Origin of the sequence: Sphingobacterium sp. 40-24 (genome assembly GCF_001899705.1) — a bacterium.
In the GTDB taxonomy this organism is placed as follows: Bacteria; Bacteroidota; Bacteroidia; order Sphingobacteriales; family Sphingobacteriaceae; genus Sphingobacterium; species Sphingobacterium multivorum.
Genome location: NZ_MKWH01000060.1, coordinates 125,011 through 151,378, shown reverse-complemented (window position 1 = coordinate 151,378; position 26,368 = coordinate 125,011). Strand labels below are relative to the sequence as shown.

At 43.1% G+C, this 26,368-nt stretch carries 15 protein-coding genes; 6 read left to right on the top strand and 9 right to left on the bottom strand.

The window, feature by feature from the left end; genetic code table 11:
• Positions 1-53 precede the first annotated feature (53 nt).
• The gene (locus BGP15_RS22295; protein ID WP_286770783.1) at positions 54-1,490 is read left to right on the top strand and encodes an alpha-L-fucosidase; all 1,437 of its coding nucleotides are present in this window, start codon (positions 54-56) and stop codon (positions 1,488-1,490) included.
• 161 nt (positions 1,491-1,651) lie between these two features.
• Positions 1,652-2,686, top strand: a complete 1,035-nt coding sequence (locus tag BGP15_RS22290; protein ID WP_286770782.1) for a sialidase family protein — start codon at positions 1,652-1,654, stop codon at positions 2,684-2,686.
• A 56-nt stretch (positions 2,687-2,742) separates the two neighbouring features.
• Here the strand turns inward: BGP15_RS22290 and BGP15_RS22285 are convergent, their stop codons facing one another.
• From BGP15_RS22285 to BGP15_RS22250, 8 genes are all read right to left on the bottom strand, one after another.
• Positions 2,743-5,106: a glycoside hydrolase family 3 N-terminal domain-containing protein gene (locus BGP15_RS22285; RefSeq protein ID WP_286770781.1), complete on the bottom strand. Its 2,364-nt coding sequence runs from the start codon at positions 5,104-5,106 to the stop codon at positions 2,743-2,745.
• 407 nt (positions 5,107-5,513) lie between these two features.
• Complete coding sequence (locus BGP15_RS22280) at positions 5,514-6,008, bottom strand: hypothetical protein (RefSeq protein WP_286770780.1); 495 nt, start codon at positions 6,006-6,008, stop codon at positions 5,514-5,516.
• A 92-nt stretch (positions 6,009-6,100) separates the two neighbouring features.
• A complete protein-coding gene (locus tag BGP15_RS22275; protein ID WP_286752295.1) occupies positions 6,101-6,949 on the bottom strand; it encodes a glycerophosphodiester phosphodiesterase family protein in 849 nt (282 codons plus the stop codon).
• Between the two features lie 159 nt (positions 6,950-7,108).
• Positions 7,109-8,302, bottom strand: coding sequence for a purple acid phosphatase family protein (locus BGP15_RS22270; protein ID WP_286770779.1), 1,194 nt, complete (start codon positions 8,300-8,302; stop codon positions 7,109-7,111).
• Positions 8,303-8,367: 65 nt separating this feature from the next.
• The gene (locus BGP15_RS22265) at positions 8,368-10,020 is read right to left on the bottom strand and encodes a SusD/RagB family nutrient-binding outer membrane lipoprotein (RefSeq protein ID WP_286752293.1); all 1,653 of its coding nucleotides are present in this window, start codon (positions 10,018-10,020) and stop codon (positions 8,368-8,370) included.
• A 13-nt stretch (positions 10,021-10,033) separates the two neighbouring features.
• Positions 10,034-13,687, bottom strand: coding sequence for a SusC/RagA family TonB-linked outer membrane protein (locus BGP15_RS22260; RefSeq protein ID WP_286770778.1), 3,654 nt, complete (start codon positions 13,685-13,687; stop codon positions 10,034-10,036).
• Between the two features lie 116 nt (positions 13,688-13,803).
• A complete protein-coding gene (locus BGP15_RS22255; RefSeq protein ID WP_286770777.1) occupies positions 13,804-14,793 on the bottom strand; it encodes a FecR family protein in 990 nt (329 codons plus the stop codon).
• A 63-nt stretch (positions 14,794-14,856) separates the two neighbouring features.
• The gene (locus tag BGP15_RS22250; protein WP_286752290.1) at positions 14,857-15,477 is read right to left on the bottom strand and encodes an RNA polymerase sigma factor; all 621 of its coding nucleotides are present in this window, start codon (positions 15,475-15,477) and stop codon (positions 14,857-14,859) included.
• A 451-nt stretch (positions 15,478-15,928) separates the two neighbouring features.
• Between BGP15_RS22250 and BGP15_RS22245 the strand changes: the two genes are divergently transcribed.
• On the top strand, positions 15,929-18,319 hold the full coding sequence (locus BGP15_RS22245; RefSeq protein WP_286770776.1) for a TonB-dependent receptor: 2,391 nt from the start codon (positions 15,929-15,931) through the stop codon (positions 18,317-18,319).
• A gap of 144 nt (positions 18,320-18,463) precedes the next feature.
• Here the strand turns inward: BGP15_RS22245 and BGP15_RS22240 are convergent, their stop codons facing one another.
• A complete protein-coding gene (locus BGP15_RS22240) occupies positions 18,464-19,156 on the bottom strand; it encodes an outer membrane beta-barrel protein (protein ID WP_286770775.1) in 693 nt (230 codons plus the stop codon).
• A 256-nt stretch (positions 19,157-19,412) separates the two neighbouring features.
• Here BGP15_RS22240 and BGP15_RS22235 point away from each other — a divergent pair, with 256 nt between their 5' ends.
• From BGP15_RS22235 to BGP15_RS22225, 3 genes are all read left to right on the top strand, one after another.
• Positions 19,413-22,613, top strand: a complete 3,201-nt coding sequence (locus BGP15_RS22235; protein ID WP_286752287.1) for a SusC/RagA family TonB-linked outer membrane protein — start codon at positions 19,413-19,415, stop codon at positions 22,611-22,613.
• A 92-nt stretch (positions 22,614-22,705) separates the two neighbouring features.
• Positions 22,706-24,409, top strand: coding sequence for a RagB/SusD family nutrient uptake outer membrane protein (locus tag BGP15_RS22230; protein WP_286770774.1), 1,704 nt, complete (start codon positions 22,706-22,708; stop codon positions 24,407-24,409).
• Between the two features lie 2 nt (positions 24,410-24,411).
• Complete coding sequence (locus BGP15_RS22225) at positions 24,412-26,340, top strand: heparinase II/III domain-containing protein (RefSeq protein ID WP_201639750.1); 1,929 nt, start codon at positions 24,412-24,414, stop codon at positions 26,338-26,340.
• The last annotated feature ends 28 nt before the right edge of the window (positions 26,341-26,368 follow it).

Here is a 26,368-nt window from a genome sequence, read left to right as displayed (position 1 = left end):
CAAGAAGGCCACCTAAGGTGGCCTTCTTTTTATCATTTTCACTATCTTTATCCATGCAAAAACTAAAAACCATTATATCCACCGCGCTGATTGCTTCAAGCGCAACATTAGCGTTTGGCCAAGCACATAACGTATCTAATGGCTATCAAAAACCGACAGATCCTCTAGTGATTGAAAATCTCGAACAATGGCAAGATATGAAGTTTGGTCTTTTCATGCACTGGGGTACCTATAGTCAATGGGGAATCGTCGAAAGCTGGAGTATCTGTCCCGAAGATGAAGGCTGGACGCAACGCAAACCCGAACATGGTAAAACTTATTTTGAATACCTCAAGAACTACGAAAATCTACAGACTACCTTTAATCCTACAGATTTCAATCCACAGAAATGGGCCGATGCCGCTAAAGCTGCCGGCATGAAATATGTCGTCTTTACAACCAAACATCACGATGGATTTGCCATGTTCGATACCAAAGAATCGGATTATAAAATCACCTCCGCTAAAACGCCATTTTCGACAAATCCAAAGGCCAATGTAACCAAAGAAATCTTCAATACATTCCGCACTGATGGTTTTAAAATTGGCGCTTATTTCTCCAAACCGGACTGGCACTCCGATTACTACTGGTGGTCCTACTTTCCGCCAAAAGACCGAAATGTAAATTACGACCCTAAAAAATATCCGGATCGCTGGCAAAAATTCAAAGACTTTACCTACAATCAAATCAACGAGCTGACTTCCGAATATGGCAAAGTCGATATCCTTTGGTTGGATGGTGGCCAGGTACGTCCCTTAGAAACGGTTGACAAATCTGTTGACTGGCAACAGACGATCAAAATGGATCAAAATATTGACATGGACCGCATCGGTGGCATGGCAAGAAAAAATCAACCGGGTATTATCGTCGTTGACCGTACGGTACCTGGAAACTGGGAAAATTATGTCACACCTGAACAAGCGATTCCTGACCATCCGTTGGATATTCCATGGGAAAGCTGCATCACCATGGGTAATTCATTCAGCTATGTGCCCAACGATCAATACAAGCCGACAAAAAAAATCGTAGAAACATTGGTGAAAATCATTTCTCGCGGCGGAAACTACTTATTGAACATAGCCCCTGGCCCTACAGGAGATTACGATCAGGCTGCATACGATCGCTTGAACGAACTGGCAGCCTGGATGAAAATCAATCAAACAGCTGTATTTGCAACTCGTACCATTGCTCCATATCACCAGGGTGACTATTACTACACCAGAAGCAAAGACAGTAAAGTAGTCAATGTATTCCATCTTTCTGAAGGCGATACTTACCAACAACCCAATGAATACGTGTTTGAAGTACCTGATAACTTTAGCGTAAAACAGATCGCTATTTTAGGTCATAAAGGTAAATTGGACTGGTCGCAACGTGGTAACCAAATTACCTTGAGAAGTCCTAGTACACGATTTAACTATGCTACGGCAATTCAATTGCAAAGCAAATAACATAAAATTCCGTTGGATATAATCCAACGGAATTTTATCATTTAACGAGGTCATTGTTTAACGATAATCGCCTGAACATCGCAGCATCCCCAAAGTTTCTGCTCAGAAAAAAGAAAATAAGACGCAAACCAACGAGTGGGTTTTAAAACCCTTGAATTCCAATGAAAAAAATCAACCTGCTTTCCATAGTTATAATCCTGTTCCTATCTTCATGTGCAACCTATAAACCTCAGATCCTGGTATCGGAGCAAATCTTTAAAACAGGTCAGGTTCCATTCCAACAATGCCATGCTTCCACAATTCAAGTCGTGGGAAAAGACAGCTTATTAGTTGCCTGGTTTGGCGGTACGCATGAATCTAATCCCGATGTTGTCATATGGAGTTCCCTGTACAGCAAGGGCCAATGGCAATCGCCTATACAGATTGCCGATGGTATTCTTGGCGATACACGTTTTCCAACATGGAATCCGGTCTTCTATCAATATCCACACAGTGACACCCTCTCTTTATATTATAAAATAGGTCCTAATCCACGGGAGTGGAAAGGCTACGTCAAACATTCCCTAGATAAAGGAATGAGCTGGTCAGCACCGCAGCAATTGCGTGAAGGTATATTGGGGCCTATCAAGAATAAACCGCTCACCTTGGCCAACGGGCTGCTGCTATCTCCTTCCAGTACGGAATCCAAAGAAGAAATCTGGAAAGCACACCTGGAAATCAGCCGAGACCATGGCCATTCATGGTCCATCAGCGCAATACGTCCCGATACCAGCATACAGGTTATTCAGCCAAGTGTGATCCAACACAGGGATGGACGCATTCAGGTACTTTGTCGAAGTAAAGAAAATAAGGTGATGGCCGCTTTTTCAACAGATCAAGGCTTTACCTGGGGCTCCTGGCAAGCGACAAACCTACTCAATCCCAATTCAGCCACCGACGCTATCCGTCTACGCAATGGTTTATTGATGATTGTCTTCAATCCAGCCATAGCAGGCAACGATTGGTGGGAAGGACGTACAAAACTTCATGTCGCCATATCGAAGGACGGCTTACAGTGGAAAGATGTCCTAACGCTGGAAGACGGGGTAAAGAACGATGAGTATTCGTATCCTACAATCATTCAGGATCCGAAAGGCCTCATTCATATCACCTATACCTGGAATAGGAAAAGTATCAAACATATCGTGCTCAAATAAAAAAAATAGGGCTGTCCAAAATTGGGCAGCCCTATGCTATAGTTTGTGGTTTAGGATTAATAATCCCTCGTTAATTCCATTTCGCCTTTAAGTCGGATATCATCAGAAGATGCTCCAACCAAGAATTTAAATTTTCCCTTTTCTGTCTTCCATGCTTTGCTTGCATTCCAAAGTTTGAGATCTTCCTTAGTCAATTGAAACGAATAGCGCGCCGTCGTCCCGGCTGCAATGTTTTTGCGTTCAAATCGCTTCAATTGCATTACCGGTGTTACGACCGAACTTACTTCATCCACAATATACAACTGGGCGACTTCATCTCCCGCCAATTTACCGTTGTTTGCCACGTCGAACGACACCGTACAAGCAAAATCATTGCCATTCTCCTTCAAAGAGACCTGTAAATTCGAGTAATCAAAACTACTGTAGCTCAACCCATAACCAAATGCATATAATGGCTTAGCCGACATCTCTACATAGTCGTGATGTTTGGGTTTTATATGGTTGTAATGGACCGGAAGCTGGCCGACCGAACGAGGTACCGAAATCGGTAATCTTCCAGCGGGATTGTAGTCGCCAAACAAGACATCGGCAACTGCCAAGCCTCCCTCCTGTCCAGGGTACCATGCATTCACAATTGCAGGCACATGTTCAGATGCCCAATTTAAGTTCAATGGTCTCCCCATAACCGTAACAAGTACAACTGGTTTTCCGGTCGCCTGTATCGCTTTGAGCAACTTGATCTGATCGCCCATCATATCCAGTGAAACGCGATCAAATCCTTCTCCGCTCTCCATATCACTTACCGTATTGGGATCAACATTGGCTGCTCCAGTTGCTTGATACGACGTTTTAAAATCACGTGCACTCGAACCACCCAGGACTAAAACCACCGCATCGGCCTGCTTTGCAGCTGCGACAGCGGCAGCAATATCGGAATTGCTTGTATCACGGATTGCACAACCTTTCACATAATCAACCTTCGTACTGTTACCAATTGCCGCCCTTATTCCAGTCAAGAGGGTCTGAACTTTCCCTTCAGCCTGTGGAGCAGTATAATCGCCCAGCTGATTATAGGCATTGTCGGCATTCGGTCCTATAACGGCTATTCGTTTCAACGATTTACTTAAGGGTAAAATATGCTGATCGTTTTTAAGCAAAACAATCGACTCGCGGGCCACCTGTCTTGCCACCGTTTTATTTTGTGCCGTAGCGACTTTTTGGGCTACCAACTTTTCATCCACATAGGGATGATCAAAAAGCCCCAAATTGAACTTCATTCGTAGTACACGGGCCACTGCTGTATCAAGAACAGCAGGTTCAACGAGCCCCTGTTGGACAGCCTTAAGCAGATTTGAACCATAACCAGTCCCGCTTAGATCGACATCCAATCCGGCATGTATACTTTGTGAAGCCGCTTCCTCGGCAGTCGCTGCTGTTGCATGACCTCCATTGAGCCCTGATATACTCAATAGATCCGATACGACAAAGCCCGTAAATCCCCAGTCTTTCCGTAGGATGTCATTCAACAACCAGGAATTGGCTGAACAAGGAATACCATCAATGCTATTATATGCCGTCATAACCGACCCAGCTCCCGATTTTACAGCACGCTCAAAAGGCGGCAGAAAATACTGTCTCAAGCTTCGCTCGCCAAACGATACAGACTCACCATTGTGGCCGCCATCAGGAGCCGCATAAGCAACAAAATGCTTTAAAGTACCTATTATTTTATCCCGCTCACCTAACTTTTCCCCTTGAAAACCACGGATCATAGCACTTCCCATTTGTCCAATAAGGTAGGGATCCTCCCCATAGGTCTCTTCAGTACGCGACCAACGCGGATCTCGTGCTAAATCTAATACAGGACCGTAACCGTTTTTACCACCCACGGCATAAGTCTCCATCGCGATCGTTGAAGCCATATCCTGAATCAACTGTGGGTTCCATGTACTCGCCTGCCCAATTGCCGTAGGAAACACCGTTGCTCCAATAGCCATATGTCCATGTGGCGCCTCCTCAGATAACAGCAATGGAATACCCAGTCGTGTACTATCCACCATATAACGTTGGATCGCATTGGTAGCACGCGCAGCTTCTACTGGGCTCAACCCATTCAGCAAGGTTTTTTGTGTCCAAGGATCGGCACGTAAAGTCGCCCATAATAATCCGATATGCTGTTCTTTTACCGCCTTTCGTAATTTATTGCTGATTGTAACCTTTTTTCCGCTCTTGCTATACATGTCCCAGCCCAGCAATTTGCTCAGTTGCCCGACTTTCTCTTCCACAGTCATTCTTCCCAATAGATCACTTACCCGTTTTTCAATAGGTAAGGTACTATTCTTATAAGGCAATTGCTGGGCTTGAAGTTGTGGGCAGAGCAATGTCGTCATTGCGGCCATCAGTAATATACGGACTTTCATAAGTGGATTATTATTTTTCTAGTTTTATTCATTAATTGGATCCGGTTTTATTAATTCACTACATCTATGCAACCGGTTTCCAAAACACTAAATTAACGATTTAGCCTAAATAATCAAGTTAAATTTTGATTCCTAATTCTTTTAACCATCTATATTTCGCAGCATCGGTTTAAATTACATGTACGTAAAACAGTAAGATCAACGGTCTGATTTAGATTAACTACTCAACTGAAGGAAAACAAATTGCAAAAAACACAAGGTTCGCTCTAGCACATTGCGAGATCGGCATGACATCAGGGAGCAGGGAAAATTGATCCAATCAGTAGAATGGGATTTTATCCATATATAACTAAAAAAAGAAAGACGGCAAGCCGTCTTTCTTTTGAGTGTTAAAGGAAATATACTACTTATTTTTTTGCAGCCACCCGCTTACCTTGAAAATAGTATTCAATTGGAGCTGCGTATGCTAGCGGATTATCATTGCGCGAAATTAATATGAGCTGATCAGCATCAATCTGTACCTCATAACTTTGGTAAGGGCTACTGTCGGCAAACTTGATACTTTTCTTCTCTTTATCATAGCTAAATGCGCGATGCTGTTGTTCAGCAAAAATCAAACTTTCAAATGTTAGCTTATCATCCCCGCATAGTTCCTTACCACGATTGACAGTGAATTTATTCGCTGATTCAGCAACTGTGAACGTATACACATTATCCTTTTCACAATCTTTCAGTTTATACTTATGCTGCTCATTTGTCGTACCTTTCGCAGACACGATAGGGCTCCATTCAAAACTTTCCAGCTGTTTTTGAACATCCATAGGTACAGTCACTTCATTTTCCTTACTGCAGCTCGTCAGTAAAAAGAGGATAGCAAAACTTCCCGTAAATAATTTATTCATTGCGGTTTCCATTAGTTATAGCTGTATGACGATCATCCTACCAATATCGCTACAATAAATTAATTATTTTTAACTAAACAGATAAAAATAGACTAAGAGCCGGAAAGCACCTCGCGCCACAAGCTCGGATGATCTGTTTGAATAAGACGTACAAAAGGATATTTCTCCAAAAAAGATCGATAAGCTTCCTTTCCTTCCTGTTCTGCTTTGTCGTCATATTCCCCCAAACTATTCATCCAAAAATAAATACCCTGTTTGCGCAATGCATTAAGTTTTTCGGTATCAGTAAATGATTCATCAAGATGAACAATTGAGGTTAATTTCATCTTTAGTATGGCCTCTAGATCCTTCATACTACGTGCCCTCGGAAAAAGTGTTATCGTTGGATTGAATTTGTAAATCTTGGGCATGTCTTTGTAATCGTAAAGAAAAAACAGCACTTGGTCTTCCATTCCCTCCTGTTCAACAAGTTCATAGGTTTTCTTAATAAACTCTTTGCGATCTTCTTTAAAATCGAGGTCAACAATAATTTTTCCCTTTGCAACGCGCAAAGCTTCCGATAGGGTTGGTATAACATGATCCGAGGCTTCACCATTTGCCTTTTTGCGTAAGTGGAGCTGTTGAAGCTCGGCATAAGTCTGTTTGGCGAGCTCTCCTTGCCCGGTTGTCGTGCGATTGACTGTTTTATCGTGCATCAGCACAAGTACACCATCTTTGGTTGCCCTTACATCCACCTCTACCACGGAAGCCCCCTGCCGAATAGCCTCTTCGATAGCGGCAATCGAGTTTTCCGGTTGCTCCAGATGAGCTCCCCGGTGGGCAGCTATGTGTAAACTCTGTTGATCTAACTTGGTTATTAAATCTTTCGACTGAGCATATAAATGGCTTGTAGAACTTACTATCATACTCAACAAGATAGTAGAAAATATAATATTTTTCATTGTTGTATAGCTATTATTTTAAGCAATCTCTTTTTGTTATGCGTTAGAAACCGGCGATCTCGCAGCAGTTACATCTTAATCGCGTCATGGATTGAATCCTGCACCTATATTGACGGAAAGTAATCCGGTTTGAATGGATCACCTTCCGTCTATGTCGTTCTACTTTTTCGACAACTCGAATGAATCAAACAACTGCCCATTCAACTTGTAGCTTGAAAAATACAGTTTATCAGCGGTCAGTTTGATCACCTGATACAATTGCGTCTGTGAGGTTGCAACTTCCATCCAGCGCTCAGAATCTGATTCATACATCTTAGGCCCCGCTACAGACAGGAGATAGACAGGTCGCTTTTTACCCAGCCCGCCACGAGCATAGGTATGATCGTGCCCCTGAAGGACCAAATCGACACCATATTTCTCGAAAATAGGTTTGAAACGTTCTCTCAAGATGGTATTGTCACGATTTTTTGCCGTGGAGTATACGGGATGGTGCATGACAACAATGTTCCATTTTTTTGTTGACGATGCCAGTACTTTTTCAAGCCATATTTCCTGCGTTGCTGCTGCAGTCGAATCCAGCATAATCAATTGCGAATTTAGAGAGATCATACGAAGGTCCTGATAATCGAGGTAATAAACAGCATCCTGCATTCCCTCAGGTCCATTCTTCGGCAAGTTGAATTGTACTTTCCAATGCGGATCCAAGACAAGTTTCCCCAACGAATCGCGACGGTACTCGTGATTCCCGGGTGTTGGAACAGCAGGGATCATCTGATGAATAAATCCTGCGGCCTCATGCCATTCTGCCCATTCCTCATCCGCATTTGAACGATTGATCAGATCGCCCGCGTGAACAATAAAACGAGCATTTGCTTCCTGCTGGAAAGCACGACGAATGGCACGTGCCCAACGTGAACGTAGGTCGTTCTGCGCATCGCCCAAATAGATAAATGAAAACGCGCCTGAACGCTCCGCAGTTCTGAATTGGTTCCAGGCACTCCAATTGCTGCCATCTCCAACGCGATAGGCATAAACTGTACCGGGTTTCAGGTCACGGAAGGTTACCTGTCCATAAGCATCCTCTTGCTGTCCTCGCTCGAGAGATAGCGCTGTTCCATTTATTGTAGTTGCATTTTTCTCAAGTTCCGGATTGCTCTGTTCTTCGGTAATCTGACCAATGATTTTAGTCCTATCCGCATTGATCCGCCAAGAAACAGACTGTGTATTGCTGGGATTATCGGACCAGGTCAACGTAATCCGATCAGGTTGTTTGGCGTTATTATCCGTCTGGCTTTTCCCTTCCAATAAAGTGCAGCATAGTACTACAGCTAGAAGAATATGTTTGATTTTCATGGTGATATTGTTTTATGAATCGATTTGATTGTTATGTTTAATAACTTTTAATTGATGATTACGAATTACCAGGGCTTGTTTGTCCCTTGCAATAACCAAGGTTTTGACCAAGCACTATTTTCATTATCCGCTTGTGAATAAGCGGTCTTTTCAATACGTTTCAAGGCCTCTTCAGCATTTTTCTGATTCACACTCATTTCGGTTTGCATATAAGGTACGCGAACAGGAAGCTGTGTTCGAATGGCTGCGGGGCCGGCCTTTAAAGCGGGGTACCCTGTGCGACGGTAATCAAACCAGGACTGTGCGGCAGTTGTCCAACTGGCGATCCATTTTTGTTCGATAATCTGCACTTGGGTATTTTCAAACGTCACACCTTTCTGACGGATATAATTGGAATAGTCTGCAGCCTTTCCCCAGCTTGCCAGCGACTCCTGTATAGCACGCTCATAATAGGTCTTCGCTGACTCAGGCATCCCCCATCCTTTCCAAGCCGCTTCAGCCAAAATAAAATTAACTTCGGCAGCAGAAAGCAATCGTGCTTTTAATAAACTTCCCTTCGCCGAACGATAGCTATCATTCAGGTAAGAAACATGCGGGTTGATTGAGGTCTGCCCTGGTGTTGGGTTGAGATTGTAGGCTGAAGGATTTTTAGAAACACTTGGCGGCAGTCCAACATACTCCTTATCGGTATCCACCGGAATACCTTTGACAACATCCGGTGATACAATCCGGACACCATTGACGATCTTATCTGTACCTGCAGGTTCAGTATTACGGATTTCAATAGGGATCTCTATCTTTTTCGCCCAAACCGCTAGACGAGGGTCGCCCAGTTCTTGCAGCCGTTCAACTAATGTTGCACACATTTTCATGCGTCTAAAATTACTTCCACTGGCATCATAAACGGTATTTGACGGCCAGGAGTCATTTGCATTATTACCAACAAAATCCATCAACACATCATCGTTTGCACTTGTAATAAGTGGAAATTTATCGGGGTTGGCAACAATACTTTCAATCCCCTGTTTGGCAAAGTCCGCAGACTTTGCTGAAATTCGCATATAATACCGTAATGCCAACGAATTAGCAAAACGGCGCCATTTTGAAGCTTTTCCGCCAAAGTAAACATCCGCATTAGCCAGTACCTCATAGGAACCATCGGGACGGGATAGAAGGTCGTTAGCTTGTTTCAACTCGTCGATAATTCCCTTATAGATTATTTCCTGGCTATCGTATTTCGGAAAATTATATACAGCATCTCCCAGTTCCGCTTTTAAGGCATCGGTATAAGGTGCGTCCCCCCAGAGATCAGTCACCAAACCAAATAAGTAAGCGCGCATCACCAGCGAAACTCCTTTATGGAAATCTAGCCCCAATTTCTCCGCGCGTTTACGCATAAGTTCATTGTCACGTAAAAAGCCATAATAAGCATCCCAGCTCAAAATTCCTCCAGTCCACTCGTAATCATTATGTGAATTGAACCAAGCATCAAACTGCGTGTGCTGCATGACTCCGCCAAGATCTGAGAAACTCAACTCATTGTATTTTTTTGCTGCTCCTGTCAATATTGTCGGTAACAACAGATTGGGATTGGCATCTTCCTCACTTACACCGTTTGGATTGATATTAAGTTCAGTCAGATCTTTACAAGCTGAAATATTCCATACTATACCAAGACCTACTACAGCCATGGTGAATCTCTTCAACTGATTTTTCATTTATGTTGTATATTTAAAATGTCACATTTACTTTAAATCCAATAGGCATTGACCAAGGGGTAACGTTATAGCGCTCAATCCCCTGTTTAAATCCAACACCAGTTTCTGGCTGGAAGGCCATTTCCGGATCTATACCTACTTTTGCTTTGGTCCATAAGATCAGGTTACGGGTATAAACACCCACGCTACCATTTTCTATCCCAAGACGCTTCAGCCATTTTCCTGTTAAATCATAGCTAAAGGAAAGTTCCCGAAGCTTGATAAAAGATGCATCAAATGTCGCTGCATTCATAAAATCCCAGGGGTAATTGTCTGAATAAGCGATATATTTTGTTCCTTCACCACCCAGATTCTCCGTATAACCTGTGATATTACCTTTATCATCATATTGTGCGATAACACCAGGATTAAACACGCCAAAATTGCCAACAAGACCACCCACACTGATCGGATAACCACCATACTCTTCGCCTGGTCCTCCAACAATGGGATAACGATTGCCCTGTACACGAACAAGATTGTTATCGACCAAATAATTGCGCAGCGTTTCACCTGTCATCCCATTGGGATTGATCATTTGGTCAAGAAAACGTTGCGTGGTTAGGTTCGATTCGAAATAGCGATAAGTCTGCGACATAAATTTCCCGCCAAAACGCATATCTGCGGCAATATTCATCGTCCATTTTTTATAGCGAAGGCTTGACTGTAGGCCCATCGTGAAATCGGGATTAAAATTTCCGATTTTGTTGCGACTATTATTGATCCGTACAGCCTGCCAAGAACCATTTTTATTGAGAATGGGAAAACCATAATACGGCGACGACTGATCCTCCACGGTCACTAACTTGGAATCGTACAGATCCCCGATCTCTTCCCCGACATAGGTACGTGCCCCACCCCGACCGTCGGTCCAAAAGGTATAGAATTCTACACCATCAGAAAGCTCATCGATACGTGTACGATTGCGATGCCAATTGACACCAACGTCCCAGGACCAATTTTCCCTGGCAATAGGTCGCCCGGAAACAGCAAGTTCAATACCTCGGCTGCTTAGCAGTCCGGCATTGATATTTTTCGAATTGAAACCGCTTGATCCCGGTAAGGTTGTTGAAATAATTTGATTTTTGTTCTCCAGCTTATAGTATGTTCCTTCAAACTTCAATCGATTATTCCACATACCCAGATCCAAGCCAAATTCGTAAGATGTGGCAATTTCGGGCTTCAGGTTAGGAACCAAGAGTGATCCTGAACGTGTTAGCCGCAATACATCACCCCAGCTACCTGGATTACTCAGTACATTGGAAAGATTATAAGGATAAGTATCATTTCCCACGCGCGCAATACCCGCTCTCAGCTTAGCCAAATTGATCGTTTTAGGCAAAGAAAATACCTGGTTGGCCAACACACTTAGAGATGCCGAAGGATAAAAATAGGATCGATTGTTTACAGGTAAGGTGCTGGACCAGTCATTACGACCAGTCACATCCAAATAAACCATATCCCGGTAACTTAGATTGATCAGTCCGTAAACACTGTTTATCGCTCTTTCAGAAATTGTGCTGTAGAAATCCAGGTTCAGTGGACTGATATTGGCCAATGTATAGAGCCCCGGTGTGATGAGTCCAGCGCCATTCTTTGTGGTATTTTGCACGGTTTTACCACGATTATACCGCAAATTCCCACCCAATGATCCTGTGATCTGAAAGTCGGTGATCTTCTTTGTATATGCCGTCAGAAAGTCGATATTCTGTTCCATGTTCATCAGATTAACAATTCCATAAGCACCTCTAGGTTCGTTCGTATAACTATAAGGGATTTTTGTTTCCCTGTTTTCCCAATAGATATCCGTTGCGTACCGAATCATGGCCGTCCAATCTTTTTTGATGGTCCAATCTAACCGTAGATTTCCAAAGACACGGTCTCTTGTAAAAGCATTGTTCACCCCATAGGCAAGGAAGTACGGGTTATTGTGGTTGCCAATAGACTGTGAACGCTGTTGAATCTGCTCCTGCCCCGGCAGCCAATAATCCTGCAAATCCAGAATATTGATGTGAGGCGCAACTTCATAGGCCGCTTGCATCGGATTGGTTCCGCGATTTCCAGCAGGTCTATTGTTGGAGTTATTTCTACTGGCATCTAATGAGAGGCCCAATGTCAGGCTATTGCGCAGGCGCATGGTCGAATTGATATTCAAGGTGTTTCTAAACAGATCCGAATTGGGGATAATACCTTTATTGGCCATATTGGAATAAGAGAAACGATAGTCCAGTTTTTCGCTTCTGTTGCTCAGGGAAATCCCATTGGTGCTTGTCACTCCAGTCTGAACAAAGTTTTTGATATTATTGGGGTACGCTTTTAGTTCCGTAGGAATGGATTTACCGTTCTCGTCAAGTGGACTATTCCATTGGACAGCTTTATAGCCCTTATCTAGCGCAGGGCCTACCATAACACTCGACTCCTCCTCAATAACTAAATTGCCGGGTAGGTCGCCTGGCCGCCATGGCAAGGTGCCACTGGCAAATTTGTTATGCAACTCAATAAATTTATAAGGAATATCAAATACTGTATTACTAGTCACAGCAATAGTCATCTTCTCCGCATTCTTACCACTTTTGGTTGTGATCAGCACCACACCATTACCAGCACGTGAGCCGTAAAGCGCCGCTGCACTTGGTCCCTTCAAGATGGAAATATTGTCAATATCTTCGGGGTTGATATTGGCAATTGCATTACCATAATCCACTTTGTTGTCGTCACCGATCTGACCAACATTATTTAAACTATTCATCAAGGGCACTCCATCCACGACAAATAGCGGCTGGTTGTCTGTACTTAACGATGATGCCCCACGAATCACCATATTCACGCTGGAACCAGTGGGTCCAGTAGAACTAATCGAAACCCCGGGTACTCTTCCGGCCATACCAACCAGAAAATTATCATTGTTGACCCGATTGATATCCTCACCCTTAATTTTACCGACAGCATAACCCAGTGAACGGTCTTGGCGTTTGATACCCAATGCGGTTACCACCACTTCATCCAATTCGTTCGCATCTTCATTTAAAATCACCTGACGTATACCTGTCGTGTTGGCATCGAGCTTGAGATCGTTCAACTCTTTTTTTTCATAGCCAACATGGCTTATCAGTACATCGTATACGCCGGCAGCTAATCGAATGGTCACTTCACCTTTGGCATTCGACAAGGCGCTCTGTCCAGTCAATGAAATATGCACAGAAGCTCCCCCAATAGGCTGTTTTGTGTGATCGACAAGCTGCAATTTCAAATCATAAGATTCTTGTCTACCCGTATTTTTCACAAGAACAATACCGCCTGAGACTCTTTTTGACTTGATGTTGGTTCCGTTCAGAATATAGGCAAGGACTTCTTCGAAGCTCGCATTCTGGAATTTTTTTTCGGCAATTAACACCCGATCTAATTGGAGCATACTCCGATCGTAGCCGATGGCTTGACCTGTTTGTTTTGACAACTGCAGTACCGCCTGCGCGGCGTTGCCACCAGACAAATGAATATTGATATTATCCCAATAAGCGCGATTGATCTTTTCCAATCCTCCAGCATGACTATTGGTTACAGCACAAGAGACCATGGAGCAGAGCGCAAGCTTTGTCGCAAGGCCGGTAAGCTTAATTATTTTATACATATATTTGTATGAATGTTTTAAACATGAATATTCGGGTGCTCACTGGTCGATTTAGCGGTTTGCCAGATGAGCACTTTTCTTGAGCAGATAAATTATGCTGTTCTACCCCTACAGCTTTATTTGTATAAGATTATTCCATTTTTCTCCCTCCTAAATTTGATTTGATGAATATTGCAAACGATATTCAGCACCTGATCCAATGATTGTACATGCGGTATCATCAGCGAATAATTAAATGTATCAGTATTCAGATTGTCGGTATGCAGCATAACGCCGAAGCGGTTATAGATTACTTCTTTTAGTTCCTTGAAGCCGATGTTATTCAATTGCAAACCGCCTTGTGTCCAAAGATTGATATAAGCTGGATCCCTATCGAAAGTTTCAAAGTCATTATGAGCTACGCTATACCGTACGGCCTTACCTGCTGTAAGCATATGGTTCGCTCCATTTTTTGCATTTGCAACACGCACACGCCCCGTTTTAACTTCGACCGTCACCTGTTTAGTAGACATCGAATTGTTAACGTTGAAGGATGTTCCTAGGACTGCGACAGAGACGCTGCCTGTTTCTATCTTAAATGGATGTAAGGTATCCCGTTTGACCCGAAAGAATGCCTCCCCTCGATCTAAAAAGAATCTTCTATTTGACGCAAAATTTTTGCGATCGTAGCGAATACGCGTATTTCCATTTAAAAAAATGGATGTCCCATCAGGCAACTGAATTTCTTTCAGTTCGCCCGCATCCGTGACCGTTTCTGTCAATAATGCGATCGTTTCTGTCTGCTTTTGGGAAAGCGACATCGGGTTATGCTGAAAAAATAGCAGACTGATACCTCCTATAACCAGAATAGCCGCTGCAGCTGAAAGCCAAGAGAATTTTCTGACCGCTATGGCTTGCATCTTCTTTTCCTTGACAGGTGCTTCAGCTATTCCTACACGAATAAATAATTCTTGTTTGATTTTTTCCCGATGATTTGCATCGATAAAGGGATTAATATCATCGTTTGAAATCGACTCGTACCAATTGTCAACATGACCTCTTTCCTCCTCGGTCGATTTTCCTCCGAGATAATCTGTTATGATAAGTTTAAAACGTTCTAAATTCACCTGCATTAATTTTTATACTAATACAGGTCAAAGCGGGCAAAGTACTTTAATTAAATATGTTCTTTATATTAAATAATCATAAAGGAGAGCGCTGCCCGCAAGCAATAGAAATATAGAATCATGGTCGGCAAATCGTCTTGTCAATTCGTACCGCATGATCTTTTTGGCCTCTGACAGGTAGTTTTTAACGGTCTGTTCCGCCAGATTGAGTTCCTTGGCAATTTGTGTGATCGAATAATTGTCGGAACGCATGAGGTAGACTGCTTTCATCAATTTAGGTAATTTGTCGATCGAATCATCTACAATAGTCTCCAGCGCCTTATACTTAGCAAAAGCCTGACTATCCAAATTGGAAAAAGCCTCCATGCGTTCCATTGAATTCTCCAAGACCTGTTTTCGTACCCGCTCTGAGGCGTAGTAATTCAGTATTTTGTTTTTGAGGGCTTTGTGGAAATAGAATTTTATATCGGAGTATTCAGTACTCACGAGCGATCGTTTTTCCCAGATATGGATAAATACTTCCTGCACAAGATCCTTTGCCTGATCCTCTTCCCGAAGATGACGAAAAGCGACGATGTATAGATCCTCCCAATACCGCTCAAAGAAATAGGCAAAAGCGGTGGGGTCACCTTCTTTAAAACGCAACACATGGTGGTTATCTACATTGGCTTCGGTAGTTTTCACCTCACAAAGATAGGTTCGTCAGATTATCAAAATGTTAATTTTTCGGGAAGCTTTTATTTGAATGTACTCTACTATATGAATAAACTGCGCCATTTGAATGCAATCCGCTTCCTATTTGTAAAAAACCATCCCAGGAATTGTTAATAAACATGTTAACTTTCTAGTATAGAGCAGATATTTTGTTAAAAACATAGCGGATTTCCTATTTTTTCACGATTAAGCATTTAGGCCAAAACAGCCCAGCCAAAATGTTAATAACAATGTTAATAAACTTATAATCAACACACTTTATGTTAATAACTACACCTGATAAAAATACCTAAAATTTCCTGCAATGACAGGTAAATTGAAATTGAATCATGCACATAAGTAGCGTGAAAAACAAAAAAATCAGGGAAAAGCTAAGGGTAAATTGAAAGCCAGCTGTCATAAAGATAAAAACTAATCTTTTATGAAACTATCGCCAATCTTACTCATTGGATTATCGCTTCAAGCAGGGATTACATTAGCCCAGCAACCAGCATCACCAAAGCAAAAAAATCAGGTTGTGACCGAAACTGTCAAAGGAACCGTGATAGATAAAAATACCAGATTACCGCTTACAGGTGCCACAATTGTTATTTCATCCAGCGATGGGACAAAGTCTGTAAGTACTGATGCACAGGGCATATTTCGGCTGCAGCAAGTTCCGGTTGGGCGTCAACAGCTTCAAGTTCGCATGGCCGGATACAAACCAGAAGAATTTACGGAATTACTTATCACCAGTGGCCGGGAGAATATGGTTAATGTGGAAATGGAGACACAAACTAATGCATTAGCTGAGGCAATCGTCTACGCCAATGCAGGGAAACAACCGCTCAATCAGATGGCAATGACGAGTGGACGTTCCTTTTCTCCTGAGGAAACGAATCGTTATGCAGGAGCTTTTTTTGATCCCGCCCGTATGGCACAGAGTTTTCCAGGGGTCGCTGCCGGCGGCGATGACAATGAAATTATTGTTCGCGGAAATTCCCCCAAAAGCTTGCAATGGCGACTTGAAGGAATCGAAATTGTAAATCCCAATCATTTTGGAGCTGAAGGCGCTGCAGGCGGGGGAATCAGCATGCTCAATACCATGGTATTGGGGAAGTCTGATTTCTATACCGGTGGACTAGCCGCGGAATACAGCAATGCAACAGCTGGTGTTTTTGACCTTAGGTTTCGTAAAGGAAATACCGACAAACGCGAATACACATTCAACGTCGGAGTCCTGGGCGTAGGAGCAACGTTAGAAGGGCCTTTCAAAAAAGGAAGTGACGCTTCCTATTTAATTAGTTACCGCTATTCTTCATTGAGCCTCCTGGAAAAAGTAGGTGTAAAAGTATCAGACACAGGTGTCCCAAAATATCAGGACCTTTCTTTTAATTTTGTATTTCCCACAAAAAAAGCTGGAACCTTTTCCTTATTCGGTATAGGCGGTTTGGGGAAACTCCAACAAACTGCTGAACGTAATTACGAAAAATGGGAGGAACGGACAGATGCCCAGGATCTGGATGTAAAATTTAATGCCGGAAGTGCCGGAGTAAAACATCAGTACATTGCGAACGACAGATTATATTTTACAAACATTGTTTCCATGTCCCTTAGCCGTAATTCCAATAGCACCGATACATTAACACGGGACTATACTTCCAGCCTATATCACAAAGACAAATTTACGAATACGGCTCTTCGTTATGCAGGTACATTAAACTATCGTGCCAACAATAAAAACACAATTAGAGCGGGCTTAAATGCAAGTTTATTACATTATGACCTCTATGCGCTGTCTTACGACACCGAGCTAGCGGCATTGACAGAGCGGATTAATGAGACTGGAAATACAAGTACTTATGATGCTTTTGCACAGTTAAAAACAGTATTAAACGAAAAATTGACGCTCAACACCGGCGTACATACAAATTTCTTTGCGCTGAGCAAGAGCTGGTCTATCGAGCCAAGATTTGGCCTTAACTGGCATGTTGCCACAGACCAAACGATTTCCTTTGGAACCGGCTTATATAACCGACTGGAGCCCTTGGCTTATTATTTTGCCAAGAGTAGCGATCAAACAAGCCTTGAACCAAACAAGGCTCTCTCGCCAACCAAATCTGCCCAGGCTGTTATTGGCTATGAAAAGAACCTCAGCAGAACACTCCGATTTAAGACAGAAATGTATTATCAACATCTTTATGATGTCCCAGTATCGACCGATTCCGACATCAACTTCTCCTTACTCAATGTATCGGATATTGCAGCCATTGGTACATCAAGCTACCGTCAGCTTATCAATAAAGGTACCGGTAAAAACTACGGCATTGAGCTCACGCTTGAGAAGTCTTTGAGCAAGGGCTATTATTTCATGGCAACAACCTCCCTTTTTGATTCGAAGTTCAAGGCGCTTAATGGTAAAGAGTACAATACCACATTCAACACACGTTATGTAGGAAATTTGCTGATGGGGAAAGAATGGACCGTGGGAAAGAATAAAAATAATCTGTTCGGTCTGAATGCCAAATTTATTTATGCCGGCGGAAGAAAATATTCCCCTGTTCTAGAAGAAGAATCGCTTCGTTTAGACGAAGAAGTTATTGACCAAGATCGCATCAATACCCTGACTGCCGATCCCTACGTACGTGTTGATTTCTCATCGAGCTATCGGGTTAACCGCAAAAAAGTAAGCCATCTGTTTATTTTGGATATTCAGAATCTACTTAATAGAGAGAACACGGTAGGCATGCACTATAATTTCAGCAAACGCATCATTGAACCCCAAAAATGGACTGGTATTATTCCAACCATTAACTACCGGATTGAATTCTAATTCGCAAGAGTAGCAAGTACAACGGAAAGATTTATTTCCAGTCGTTTGTCTTCAGACAGCCGGCGCTGAAGGCAAACGACTGGATTGATGAGACAAACTCATACTTCCAACAACGTCAACTAATTATTCGCCGTTTTCAAGTCACTAAAACCGATAGCCAAGCGAAATACCCAAGGAGCGGTTACGTATAGCATCTCCAGATTTATAATTCCCCCACTTGGATTCCAAATTGGCAATTCCTTTCTGAAATTCTATGCCGACAAGATAATGTTCCCTAAAAAGATAATTCACTTTTGCACGAGCGCCGTAATCAAAAGGTCTCCCAAGATTATAGCTTCCATATCCACCTTCACTTGCATCGTTCGTAAATTTAATATCGCCCTCCTCACCAATGGCAATATCACCTAAGTGGACAGGGCCTGAGGTTTTCCATTTCCCACCTAATCCATAACCGATATAAGGGCCTATACCGACCTCCAGTTTACCTGCACCAATCGTAGCATTAAAAACAACATCGATAGGCATTTCGATATAAGACGTGTGTGCTTTAAAATCCTTACCCCAGCCTATAACATTTCCCTCATTTCGTTCAAATCCCCGTTTGGCGAATACAAGGGCCGGTTCTAAAAAGAAATACTCACTGAGGCGTAATGTCGGGCCGAGTCCCAAATACAGGCCTGCAACCGCGGCCGTGCTGGCCTTATCGCCCGCTTTATTTTTAGCATCCACATTTGAAAAGGCAACTCCAGCTTTTACATTCCATTTTGTCTGCGCATAGCCTGTATATGCTCCAAGTGACAGACACAACAATAACGCGGTTTTTTTGATATTCATCATACGAAAGAAATAGGTTTACATAATTTCCTTATTTAACGATAATTACTTTTAAACGCTACACCGACTTTTGAACTAATGATCCAAAATACTCCCGGCAGTCATACATTTTTAAACAAATATTAACCAAAAATCTTTCGGTTTTTCGGCGCGCTGTTACGAAAACGATTGCGAGAAAACGTGCTTATTGTTTTCTGCCAATACTGTAAATTCACTTCATAGAAAATTTATTTTTCAGACCAATTAAATCTAAAAGCCTATGATCAAGATCAAAAACGCATCCGTTTCGAAGAATCGTTGGATGTATCCGGCAATACCATTATCCTGCTTGTTGGTCGTATCTAGCCTGACAACACAAGCGACTCCATTTGCACCTGTTAAAACAAACAGCAAGCTTTCACTGGCCATGCAGCAGACAACCATTCGGGGTAAGGTTGTAGACAAAGACGGCAAAGGCATTGCCAATGTCACCGTTCAGATTAAAGGAACGAATCTAGCAACATCGACCAATGCAAGTGGTTCATTCGAACTCAAAAGTCAACAGAACGATGCAATATTAATTTTCACCAGCGTCGGTTATAAAAGTATCGAGACTAAGGCGCAAGCCGGCAGCCCCCTTACAATCACCTTGGAAAATGAATCCAAGGGACTTGACGAGGTTGTTGTTGTCGGTTTTGGTACACAGAAAAAAGAGAATGTAACCGGTTCGGTCTCTTCCATCCAGATGTCTGAGGTGGTAGAAAGCAGACCTGTAACCTCCTTGTCAGCTGGCCTAGCTGGGCAGGCGCCGGGATTATATGTTAATCAGGGCTCAGGTAGACCGGGAAGTGATGGGGGAACACTGCGTGTTCGTGGACAGGGAACACTCAATAATGCCAACCCACTTGTCGTGATCGACGGCGTTATTGGCGACATGAACCTAATCAACCCACAAGATGTAGAAAGCATATCGGTGTTGAAAGATGCTGCCTCAGCGTCAATTTATGGTTCAAGAGCCGCAAATGGCGTTATCCTCATTACTACGAAAAAAGGTAAATCAGAGCAATTTAAAGTTATTTACAACAATTATTTCTCAAGCCAAAAACCATCCAACACCATTGGAATGGTTTCCAACTATGCTAACTATATGGAGCTGATCAATGAAGGCTATCGCAATGGCGATCCAAATGCTAAGCCCATATTTTCGCAGGAAAAAATTGACCTCTGGCGCCAGAACGCTGGACAGGATCCGTTGAAATATCCCAACACGGACTGGGTTTCGGAGCTTTTCCAGAACAAAATCAGCCAAAACCATAACCTTTCCTTTACAGGTGGTAGTGACAAAATCAAGTTCTTTGGCTCCTATGGTCTTCTCGATAACCCTGGAATCATTGAACAGGCAACGTACAAACGTCATACCGGCCGTATCAATCTAGAAGCGGATGTGAAACCCTGGTTAACCTTGGGAGCCAACATCAATGGGGTCGTTTCCAAAACCGATATCGGCACCAATATCATCAATGATGTATTTACCTTTGCTGCAGCAAGTACTCCGGGCATGGTATTGCGTGCGCCAGATGGCAGATTTGGTTCACCAAATAATCCGGAAGACGACCCACAGTCCAACAACGTACTCCACCGTTTGTATGCGCAGAAAGGTAACATCAACAAAAACCGCTTTGTATCACGATTCTACGGAAAACTGAAACCGATAGAAGGCCTTTCCATTGAGGGTTCTTACACGTATACCTATGATGATGATTTCGTCTATTCCCAACCCGTGTTTAATGACCGCTGGAACTTTCTAACCAATACAGTTGCAACAGCGGGTACAGGACGTTCTTCGGTAACCAACGAATCGATCAAATCGTACCGCTATTACATGGACGGAATTGCTAAATATAAGAACAAACTGTTTGAGAAACTGAACTATGAAGTCATGGTCGGTGCCAGCCAGGAGTATTTTAAGGACGGTTGGTTTGCAGCATCCAAACTCGATCTTGTAGATCCATCCCTGACTGTTCTCAACGCGGCGACAATGGATGCCTCAGCTTCTGGCAATATGACCGACTGGGCTATGCGGTCGTTTTTTGGCCGGATCAACCTGTCCTGGGATGACAAATATCTCTTGGAAGCCAATCTGCGTACAGACGGTTCATCGCGTTTCATGAGCGGAAAAAGCAGATGGGGAACGTTCCCTTCGGCTTCCTTTGGCTGGAAGGTTTCCTCAGAAGACTTCTATGACATCAAATGGATGCCCAACCTGAAATTCCGCGCATCGTATGGTGCCTTGGGTAATAATGGAACCACTGATGACTCTTTCCGCAGAAACGCCGACATTAACAATTATGAATATTTGGCGCTTTATAATCCCACAAACTATGTATTAAATAACCAGCTCTATGTGGGCTTTGCGCAAACAGTGCTGAGTAATCCTTTCTTGACCTGGGAAAATACCTATATCCTGAATGCTGGTTTGGATTTTGACCTCTTCAATTACAAACTGGGCGGCTCGATCGATGTCTTTAACAAAGTAACGGACAATATCTTAATCAATCTCCCCGCTCCCTTGGTTGTCGGAAATGCAACAATACCACGCACCAATGCAGCCAAAGTACGTAATAATGGTGTCGAACTGAATTTGACTTACCGCGATAAAATTGGCGATAACTTTAAATTCAACATTGGCGGTAACTTTACCTTTATTGACAATAAAGTAGTCAAGTTTAAAGGAAATGACAAGTCTATCAGTGGCTCCAATTTGCTTCAAGAGGGTTATGCCATCAATACCCAATATATCCTATTAACCGATCGCATATTACAGACGGATGCTGATATGCAGCTCGTACAGCAGATGATCGATAATGCGCCAATCGACCCGAATACCAATCAAAAAGTCAATCCATTCGCATCTTATGGCACACCTAAAAAAGGAGATCTTTTATATAAAGACACCAATGGTGATGGCGTCATCAACGACAATGACAGGGTTCCGGTAGGTCATGGTACAGCGCCTCGCATGACCTATGGTTTTAACATGGGATTCGATTATAAAGGATTTGATTTCTCGGTCTTCTTGCAAGGTAACGCGGGCAACAAAGTGGTCTGGACGGATGGCTATTACACACCTACTGTTCGCTGGGGCTACCAGATCAATCAGGAAATTGTTGATGGCCGATGGACTGAAGGTGCTACAGATGCTAAATTCCCACGATTGCTGCCTTATACAGATACAAGAAATACCAAAAACAGCGATTTCTGGTTACAGAATAAGGCATTCGTCCGTGTAAAAAATATCCAGCTGGGCTATACAGTTCCAAACGATATTACGAAGCGGATACAGGTGCAAAATCTACGTGTTTTTGCATCGCTTGAAAATTTCTGGACCATAACCAAATATAAGGGTTTCGATCCGGAGGTTAGCGGCACCAACTATCCAACCATGAAACAGGCTGTTTTTGGTGTGAGTTTATCCTTTTAAGGAGAAAGGTGTGCGACAGAGGATATGTTCCCGACCTGTAACAGATAAATTATGAACAAAAGTTGAAAAGAGCTTTTAATTAATTAAACCTCATGAAAAAGATTTCACTACTCATAGCCGGATGCATTGCTTTATCATCTTGTTATAAGCTTGACACGACACCATATAGTCAGGTAAGTGCTAGCACATTCTGGCAAAATGAAGACCAGGCCTTAGCTGGCGTACTGGGCTGTTATAATGACTTAAAAAAAGAAGCCACCTTCGGCTTACAATTTTCTTACGATGGACTTACCGATATTGGCCTGGGCTATGATCCTCCGGGCTTGGGCGAGGTGATCAGCGGAACGTTCACCGACCGCTCATCTATTATTGTGGATAGATGGCAAGCAGGCTACGATCTGATCCAACGCTGTAATCATGCAATCGCGCATATCCAGCCCATGACCATAGACAAGGCCAAACAGGAGGGCTTTATTGCGGAAGCGAAGTTCTTACGTGCGCTGATGTACTTCCAGCTCACCAATCTCTATGGCGCCTTACCAATATACGATGAAACTGTCGATTTGAACAAAGATTTCGCTGATCTTAAAAATAGTCGCTCTTCTGTAGAAGATGTCAATAAGTTTATCCTCAATGACCTGAACTATGCAATTGAGAAATTGCCGGTAAGCTACGATGCCAAGTATTATGGGCGGGTCACCAAAGGTGCAGCGTATGCGTTAAGAGGGAAAGTAGCCCTTTACAATAAAGATTGGGCTGGAGCAATCCGGGATTTTGAAGAGATTGTTTACAACAAGACCAACACCTATGGTTACAGTTTAAATACAAGCTATTCCGCGTTATTCACCATGGATGGCGATCAATCGCCGGAGATGATTTTTGCCATTCAGAATATGGGCGGCACCGGTTTCCCGTATGGCATGCCAATGGCCTTCTATATGGGAACGCGTTCAACCTTTGGTAGTGACTGGAACAACTGTATGCCGAGCACACGCCTTGCAGACCGTTACGAAAACCGCGATGGAAGCCCCTTTAACTGGAATGATTATTTCCCCAACTATACAACGGATAATGCGGTTAAAAAACAGGCGATGGAGTCTACGCAATCTGGAGGCACGCTTACCAAAGTACCAGATACAGCAAAACTGCGTCAGATCTATGCCAATCGCGATCCTCGGATGAATCAAACCTTGATCGTACCTTATTCACATTACTTAGGATGGAATGCAAACAAAGAAAGAGATATGCAGCTGATATTGGCAACCGGTGTAAACGAAAACTTTGGTCAGATCCGCAACAATCGGGGTTGGTACACCTATCTATGGCGGAAATTTGTTCCTGAAGGGAACCTAAAAGGAGCCATTACCGATCGCGCACATACACCGATCAATTTCCCGATCATCCGTTTGGGCGATGTACTTTTGATGCTTTCCGAAGCGTACAACGAGTCCAATCAATTGGACAAAGCGATTACTGAGCTTAACAAAGTACGTACACGCGCTAAAATGCCAGCACTAAATAGTGGCAGCTCATTTTTGGTTGTCGGTAGTAAAGCAGATATGAGTAAACGTATCCAGCACGAACGGGCCGTAGAACTAGCAGGTGAAGGATGGCGTTATTTTGATCTTAAGCGCTGGAACCTCTTAGAAAGCGTTTCCAAAGACTACATCGAAAAAAGTATTACCGGAGACAATCTCGTCACCCGGGGTTACCAAAGCCGTCATAAGCTTTGGCCAATACCAGGACAAGAGATTGAAATGAACCCGGCATTACTACCACAAAATCAAGATTGGTAATCATGAGAATGTATGTAATTCTATTTCTTTTCCTGAGCAGTTTTTCTTCTCAAAGACTGCTTGGGAAAGATCTGAACCTCCTGACGGGCGCCTTTAAGCAGGATAACCTGAAAGCGAGTCTAGGAAATGACAAATCGTGGGTCCCCTATCCGGCTTATTCGGATCGGGCGGCCTGGGATAAGCTGATGGCTCCTTTTAAAGACCGTATAATCAAAAAGGGAAATGAGGCCCTTAGCTACCAATGGCAAGTCGTTAAAGCAACAGATTATCTCGAATATGAGCGTTCAGGCAACCGCAGCATCATGGAAAAACCCATGAATGAAAATTGTACTGCACTGACCAACCTACTGTTGGCGGAGCTTGCAGAAGGACAAGGGCGCTTTGTTGACCAAATCCTAAACGGTAGTTGGCAATTGACAGAAATGGCAACATGGTCGCTCTCGGCACACCTTGGGGCCTTTCAGTCCAGTAAGCGATCATTGCCGCAAGAACGAACACAAGTGGTCGATCTGATGGCCGGTGATGTAGGCTCCCTCCTCTCCTGGGTTCATTATTTCTTTCGCGATACATTCAATACAATAAACCCCGAAATCAGTATCCGTCTTAAACAACAGATTCAACAACGCATTATACAGCCCTACCTAGACCGCAACGATATGTGGTGGCAGGCATTTGAACTCAAGGAAACACAGCTGGTCAACAACTGGAATCCATGGTGTAACTTTAATGTCCTTACGGCCTTGCTTTTGATTGAAGACAATCCCGATATTCAACTGGCGGGGATTTATAAGACGATGTCTTCTGTGGATCGCTTTATCAACTATGTCAAGACAGACGGTGCCTGCGAAGAGGGCCCCTCCTATTGGGGACATGCTGCGGGTAAGCTGTACGATTATCTGAAAATACTTTCGCTGGCCACCAAGGGTAAGATCAATATTTTTGATAAACCTGTAATTCGCGATATGGGCGAGTACATCGCACAATCTTATATTGGCGGCGATAAATGGGTCGTTAATTTTGCCGATGCTTCGGCCAAAGGGGGTGGCGATCCGCTATTGATCTACCGTTATGGACAGGATGTCAATAGTAGTGAGATGATGCAATTTGCCCGATATATGGAAAATACCGGCGACAAAACTGCAAATTTCAAACCTTCAAGGGATATTTTCCGTGCCTTCGAGGACCTGAGATGCTATCCGGAATTAGAGAACGTTACCGCTGCGCTCCCTCAAAATAATGCGAAGTGGTATCCGGAAACACAATTTATATATCTAAAAAAGGGTCCGTTTTTCTTTGCCGCCAAAGGTGGTTTCAATAATGAAAGTCACAACCATAACGATGTCGGGAGTTTTATCTTATACCAGGACCAACAACCACTGTTTATTGATGCCGGTGTTGGCACCTATACAAAGAAAACATTTAGCGATGACAGATACAGTATCTGGACGATGCAGAGTGCTTACCATAATGTTCCGATGATCAATGGAGCCGACCAATCTTTTGGAAAGGAATATAAAGCTGAACATGTGGCATTTCTGCCTGCACAAAATAGATTCCAGCTTGATATTGGAAAAGCATATCCGAAGTCGGCCAATGTTGAGCACTGGAATAGAAGTTATACCCTCGTACAAAATGGGCTGGACATTCAGGATGAGTTTAAAATCACAGGTCCTAAGCAGGCCAATATCATTCATTTTCTGGTTGCTCAGGAACCAAAAATTGGCAAAGGGGAAATCCTCCTCAATAATGGGCACGCCACCTTGCACTTTGATGCGGGTCAGTTCACAGCGAGCTACGATGTCATTCCTCAGGATGACCCGCGTTTGAGTCAAGTCTGGGGTAAGGAACTTTATCGCATCAAGCTCACAGCTAAAAGCATCAAATCTACTGGAAAATATACCTTTACGATTCGCCAAGAGGCTATAAAATAAAAGGAATCGAAATTATTATGTAACTTAC